Annotated in this window: 5 protein-coding genes; all 5 read right to left on the reverse strand. The window is 42.4% G+C overall.

Going from position 1 to position 5,316, the window contains the following annotated elements:
- Positions 1-173 precede the first annotated feature (173 nt).
- Positions 174-404 (reverse strand): preprotein translocase subunit SecG, encoded by a 231-nt coding sequence (gene secG / locus AB685_RS26000; protein ID WP_047973492.1) that lies wholly within the window; start codon positions 402-404, stop codon positions 174-176.
- Between the two features lie 308 nt (positions 405-712).
- Positions 713-2,002, reverse strand: coding sequence for a phosphopyruvate hydratase (gene eno / locus AB685_RS26010; RefSeq protein ID WP_047973494.1), 1,290 nt, complete (start codon positions 2,000-2,002; stop codon positions 713-715).
- 25 nt (positions 2,003-2,027) lie between these two features.
- A complete protein-coding gene (gpmI, locus tag AB685_RS26015; RefSeq protein WP_047973495.1) occupies positions 2,028-3,557 on the reverse strand; it encodes a 2,3-bisphosphoglycerate-independent phosphoglycerate mutase in 1,530 nt (509 codons plus the stop codon).
- Positions 3,554-4,309: a triose-phosphate isomerase gene (gene tpiA, locus AB685_RS26020; protein ID WP_047973496.1), complete on the reverse strand. Its 756-nt coding sequence runs from the start codon at positions 4,307-4,309 to the stop codon at positions 3,554-3,556. The genes gpmI and tpiA overlap by 4 nt, the downstream gene beginning before the upstream one ends.
- Before the next feature lie 21 nt (positions 4,310-4,330).
- Positions 4,331-5,316 (reverse strand): phosphoglycerate kinase (locus AB685_RS26025; protein ID WP_047973497.1); only part of this gene is annotated, 986 nt, incomplete at its 5' end.

Raw genomic sequence — 5,316 nt, forward strand, 5'->3', positions numbered from 1 at the left:
TCGACTTCCCAAGGTTCACCTTTAAAACCGTGCAAACAGAGGCATCCAATCATCTCGTGTCACCTTTCTTTGCTGTTACTATGATTGTACCCGAAAACATAATAGTACAATCTTTTTTTTATTTATCAACAAGAACAAAGAAAGCAGTAGGTGCACCACCCACTGCTTAAAGCCTACATGAAATATGCTACTGCAATTGTTAAGACAAAGAACAAAACCGCAAGAACAACTGTCGCTTGACTTAACACTGCATCGATTCCACGTGCTTTTTGTTTACCTACTAATTGTTCAGCTCCACCTGAGATTGCACCGGATAAACCAGCACTACGTCCAGATTGGAGTAAAACAACAGCAATCAACGCGATCGATACGATAATCAATGAAACAAAAGCAACTGTTTGCACCCCTTCTACACCTCCAAGCACAATATGCGCTTCTATAACTTTACCACAAATTGAGACATTGTCACAACCATAAATAATCATGATTAATGTAGAGGAGGCTTGTTGTTATGAGCGAAATATAAGTCGTTATGTGCGCACTTTCTTGGATATGTGCGATACTTCCCAACTTATGTGCGCTATCACCGATATATGTGCGCCATTCTCGATTAATGTGCGAACTCGCTTTTTTGAGCTTTTTATGAGCGAAACCCTGCTCAAAAACCAAAAAAGAAGAGCGCATCGTCATGCGCTCCTCCTCTGTTAATCAATTACTGCTTTAAGTTATAGAATGCACTGCGGCCGCTATATTGCGCCACGTTTGCAAGCTCGTCTTCGATACGAAGAAGTTGGTTGTACTTCGCCACACGGTCCGTACGAGACGGGGCACCAGTCTTGATTTGACCAGCATTTGTTGCAACTGCGATATCAGCGATTGTTGCATCTTCTGTTTCACCAGAACGGTGAGAGATAACAGCTGTGTAACCAGCGCGCTTCGCCATTTCGATTGCTTCAAATGTTTCTGTAAGTGTACCAATTTGGTTTACTTTGATTAGGATTGAGTTACCAATTCCTTTTTCAATTCCTTCAGAAAGCTTTGTTGTGTTTGTAACAAATAGATCGTCACCAACAAGTTGTACTTTATCACCAAGACGATCTGTTAATAGCTTGAAGCCATCCCAGTCGTTTTCGTCAAGACCATCTTCAATTGAGATGATTGGGTATTTAGAAACAAGCTCTTCGTAGAATGTAACCATTTCCTCAGAAGATAATACTTTACCTTCTCCAGCAAGATGGTATTTACCGTCTTCTTTGTTGAAGATTTCAGAAGCGGCAACGTCCATTGCAAGAACAACTTCTTCACCTGGCTTGTAGCCAGCTTTTTCGATTGCTTCAATGATTGTTGAAAGTGCTTCTTCATTTGAAGATAAGTTAGGAGCGAATCCACCTTCGTCACCTACAGCTGTGTTGTAGCCTTTGCCTTTAAGAACAGCTTTTAAGTTGTGGAAGATCTCGGCGCCCATGCGTACTGCTTCTTTAAAGTCAGCAGCACCGATAGGCATTACCATGAATTCTTGAATATCAACGTTATTATCAGCATGCTCTCCACCATTGATGATGTTCATCATTGGTACAGGAAGTTGCTTCGCATTGAATCCGCCAAGGTATACGTATAAAGGTACACCTAGTGCTTCAGCAGCAGCATGAGCTACAGCCATAGATACACCAAGAATAGCGTTAGCACCTAATTTAGATTTGTTTTCCGTTCCATCAAGCTCGATCATTAATTGGTCAATACCAAGTTGATCTAGAGCGTCAATGCCAATAAGCTCAGGAGCAATAACGTCATTCACGTTCTCAACTGCTTGAAGAACTCCTTTACCCATGTAGCGCTCTCCGCCATCACGTAATTCAACTGCTTCGTATTCACCAGTAGATGCGCCACTTGGAACAAGAGCGCGACCCATAGCACCAGACTCAAGATATACTTCTACTTCAACTGTAGGGTTACCACGAGAATCAAGGACTTCGCGTGCGTAAACATCTGTAATCATTGTCATATTATAGTCACTCCTTAAGATTATATTAAAATAATTTCTTTCCAGTCATTTCATTTGGCTGAGATCCACCAAGGAGGGCAAGTACCGTTGGCGCTAAATCAGCTAAAATTCCATCCTCACGTAAAGTGAGTCCTTCTTGTGTCACGATAACAGGTACTCGGTTTGTTGTGTGTGCTGTCATTGGCTTATTATCAAGCGTCATCACTTCGTCTGCATTACCGTGGTCCGCGGTAATAACAGCTGCTCCGCCTTTTGCATTGATGGCATCAACAATCTTACCTAAGCATTCATCGACGACTTCAACTGCCTTAATCGTTGGCTCAAGCATACCTGAGTGTCCAACCATATCAGGGTTTGCAAASTTTAAGATGATAGCATCGTGTTTATCTGCTTCAATGTCTGCTAAAAGGGCACCCGTTAATTCATAGGCACTCATTTCAGGTTGAAGATCATACGTCGCCACTTTTGGAGAGTCGATTAAAATACGCTCTTCTCCTTCAAATGGCTCTTCACGACCGCCGCTAAAGAAAAAGGTCACATGTGGATATTTTTCTGTTTCGGCAATACGCAATTGCTTGTAGTTTTGTTGCGCTAACACTTCGCCTAATGTGTTATCTAGGTTAGAAGGCTTAAACGCCACATAGCCATCAACGGTTTCACTAAAGTGGGTCATACACACATAGTGAACATCAGTAGGGTGAGCGGGTCCGCGCTCAAACCCACGGAAGTCTTCGTTTGTAAAGACTTGTGACATTTGGATTGCGCGGTCTGGACGGAAATTAAAGAAAATCACCGCATCATCATCTTGAACTGTACCGACTGGAGTTCCGTCTTGATTTGTCATCACGGATGGAATGACGAACTCATCATGGATTCCATTTTCATAGCTATCTTTTAATAGCTCAATTGGATCTTGATAAGTTGGTCCTTCGCCATAAACCATTGCACGATATGACTTTTCAACGCGGTCCCAACGACGGTCACGATCCATTGCATAATAACGCCCGTGTAGGCTGGCAAGTTCACCCACACCAAGCTCGGCTAATTTCTTTTGCAGGGCTTCAATATAAATTTCAGCTGAAGTTGGTCCTACATCGCGTCCATCTAGGAAACCATGAACGTACACTTTCTCTACTTGTTCACTTTTTGCTAGTTCAAGTAGGGCAAATAGATGATCGATATGACTGTGAATACCTCCATCTGATAATAACCCATATACGTGAAGTGCGCTATTTTTTGTTTTAACATGATGAATCGCTTCATGGAAGGTTTGATTTTCAAAGAAATCTCCCTCACGAATCGACAAGTTCACACGGGTTAAACTTTGATACACAATACGACCAGCGCCAATATTTAAATGGCCTACTTCCGAGTTACCCATTTGGCCGTCCGGAAGACCTACTGCTTCACCAGCAGCTTCTAGTGTCGCATGCGGGTACTTGTCCCAATAGCGATCAAAATTTGGTTTTTTTGCTTGTGCCACTGCGTTTCCATTCACTTCATCACGCATTGCGAATCCGTCAAGGATAATCAGTGCTACTGGCTTCTTGCTCATTTACCTGCCTCCAAAAGCTCAAGAAATGATTGTGGATCAAGACTTGCACCACCAACAAGGGCACCATCAATGTCTTTTTGTGCCATATACTCTGCAATATTTGCAGGTTTTACACTACCGCCGTATTGAATACGAACAGCAGCAGCTGCTGACTCGCTAAAGGTAGTCGCTATGACATCACGGATATAGGCACATACTTCGTTTGCATCAGCTGCCGTTGAAGATTTTCCTGTTCCGATTGCCCAAATTGGCTCATAAGCAATGACCGTTTCTTTAACTTGCTCTTCGCTTAAACCAGCAAGAGCTTTAACTACTTGCTCGCTTACAACATTATTTGTTTTACCAGCTTCACGCTCTGCATCTGTTTCACCACAGCACATGATTGGTACAAGATTATGGTTGAAGGCAGCATGGACTTTCTTGTTTACCGTGTCATCTGTTTCAGCAAACATTTCACGACGCTCAGAGTGACCAATGATCACATAAGGAACGTTCATGTCTTGTAGAGCGACAGGGCTAATTTCACCTGTGAATGCACCATTTTCTTCAAAATGAACATTTTGAGCTCCTACTTTAAGGTCTGTACCGTTTGTCTCAGATACAAGACTTTCAAGAAACAATGCAGGAGAACAAACAACTGCATCTATTTCGCTACTTGCTGGAACATTTGATTTTACTTCTTGGACAAATTGTTTCGCTTCGCCAAGTGTTTTGTTCATTTTCCAGTTACCTGCGATAATTGGCTTACGCATGTGAACCACCTCGTCCTCGTATTATTTTTCGTTTAATGCAACGACGCCTGGAAGTTGTTTTCCTTCCATGAACTCAAGTGATGCTCCGCCACCTGTTGAAATATGGCTCATCTTATCCGCTAAGTCGAACTTCTCAACAGCTGCAGCAGAATCTCCACCACCGATAACTGAGTAAGCTTCACTTGTAGATAGAGCTTCAGCTACGGCTTTCGTACCGTTTGCAAATACTTGCAATTCAAATACACCCATTGGTCCATTCCAGATCACAAGCTTCGATTCCTMGATTACGCTGCGATATGTATCACGTGTTTTTGGTCCGATATCAAGCGCTTCCCAATCAGATGGAATCGAATCAATATCTRCAACCTTCGTATTAGCATCCTCAGAAAAGTCATCGGCTACAACAACATCTTCTGGCATGTAAAACTTAACACCTTTTTCCTTTGCCTTATCCATAAACGATTTTGCTAGATCGACCTTGTCTTTTTCTAGAAGAGACTTCCCAACTTCGTGGCCTTGTGCTTTTACAAATGTATAAGCAAGTCCTCCACCAATAATTAAGTTGTCCACTTTTTCTAGTAAGTTTTCGATCACACCGATCTTATCTTTTACCTTCGCTCCACCAATAATGGCAGTGAAAGGACGCTCAGGATTAGATAGCGCTTTTCCAAGAACATCAAGCTCTTTTTCCATTAGAAGTCCAGCTACAGCAGGAATATGTTGTGCAATTCCTTCCGTTGAAGCGTGTGCACKGTGAGCTGCACCAAATGCATCGTTTACGTATACATCAGCAAGACTTGCAAATGCCTTCGCTAATTCAGGATCATTTTTCTCTTCACCTGCATAAAAGCGTACATTTTCAAGAAGTAACACGTCACCATCACTTAAACTGTTAGCTGCCGCTTCTGCTTCTTCCCCATAAGCTTCATCAACTTTTTTAACATCTTTCCCTAAAAGTTCACTTAGGCGAGTTGCAATAGGCGTAAGGCGAAGTTCATCAACCACTT

Source organism: Bacillus sp. LL01 (assembly GCF_001037965.1).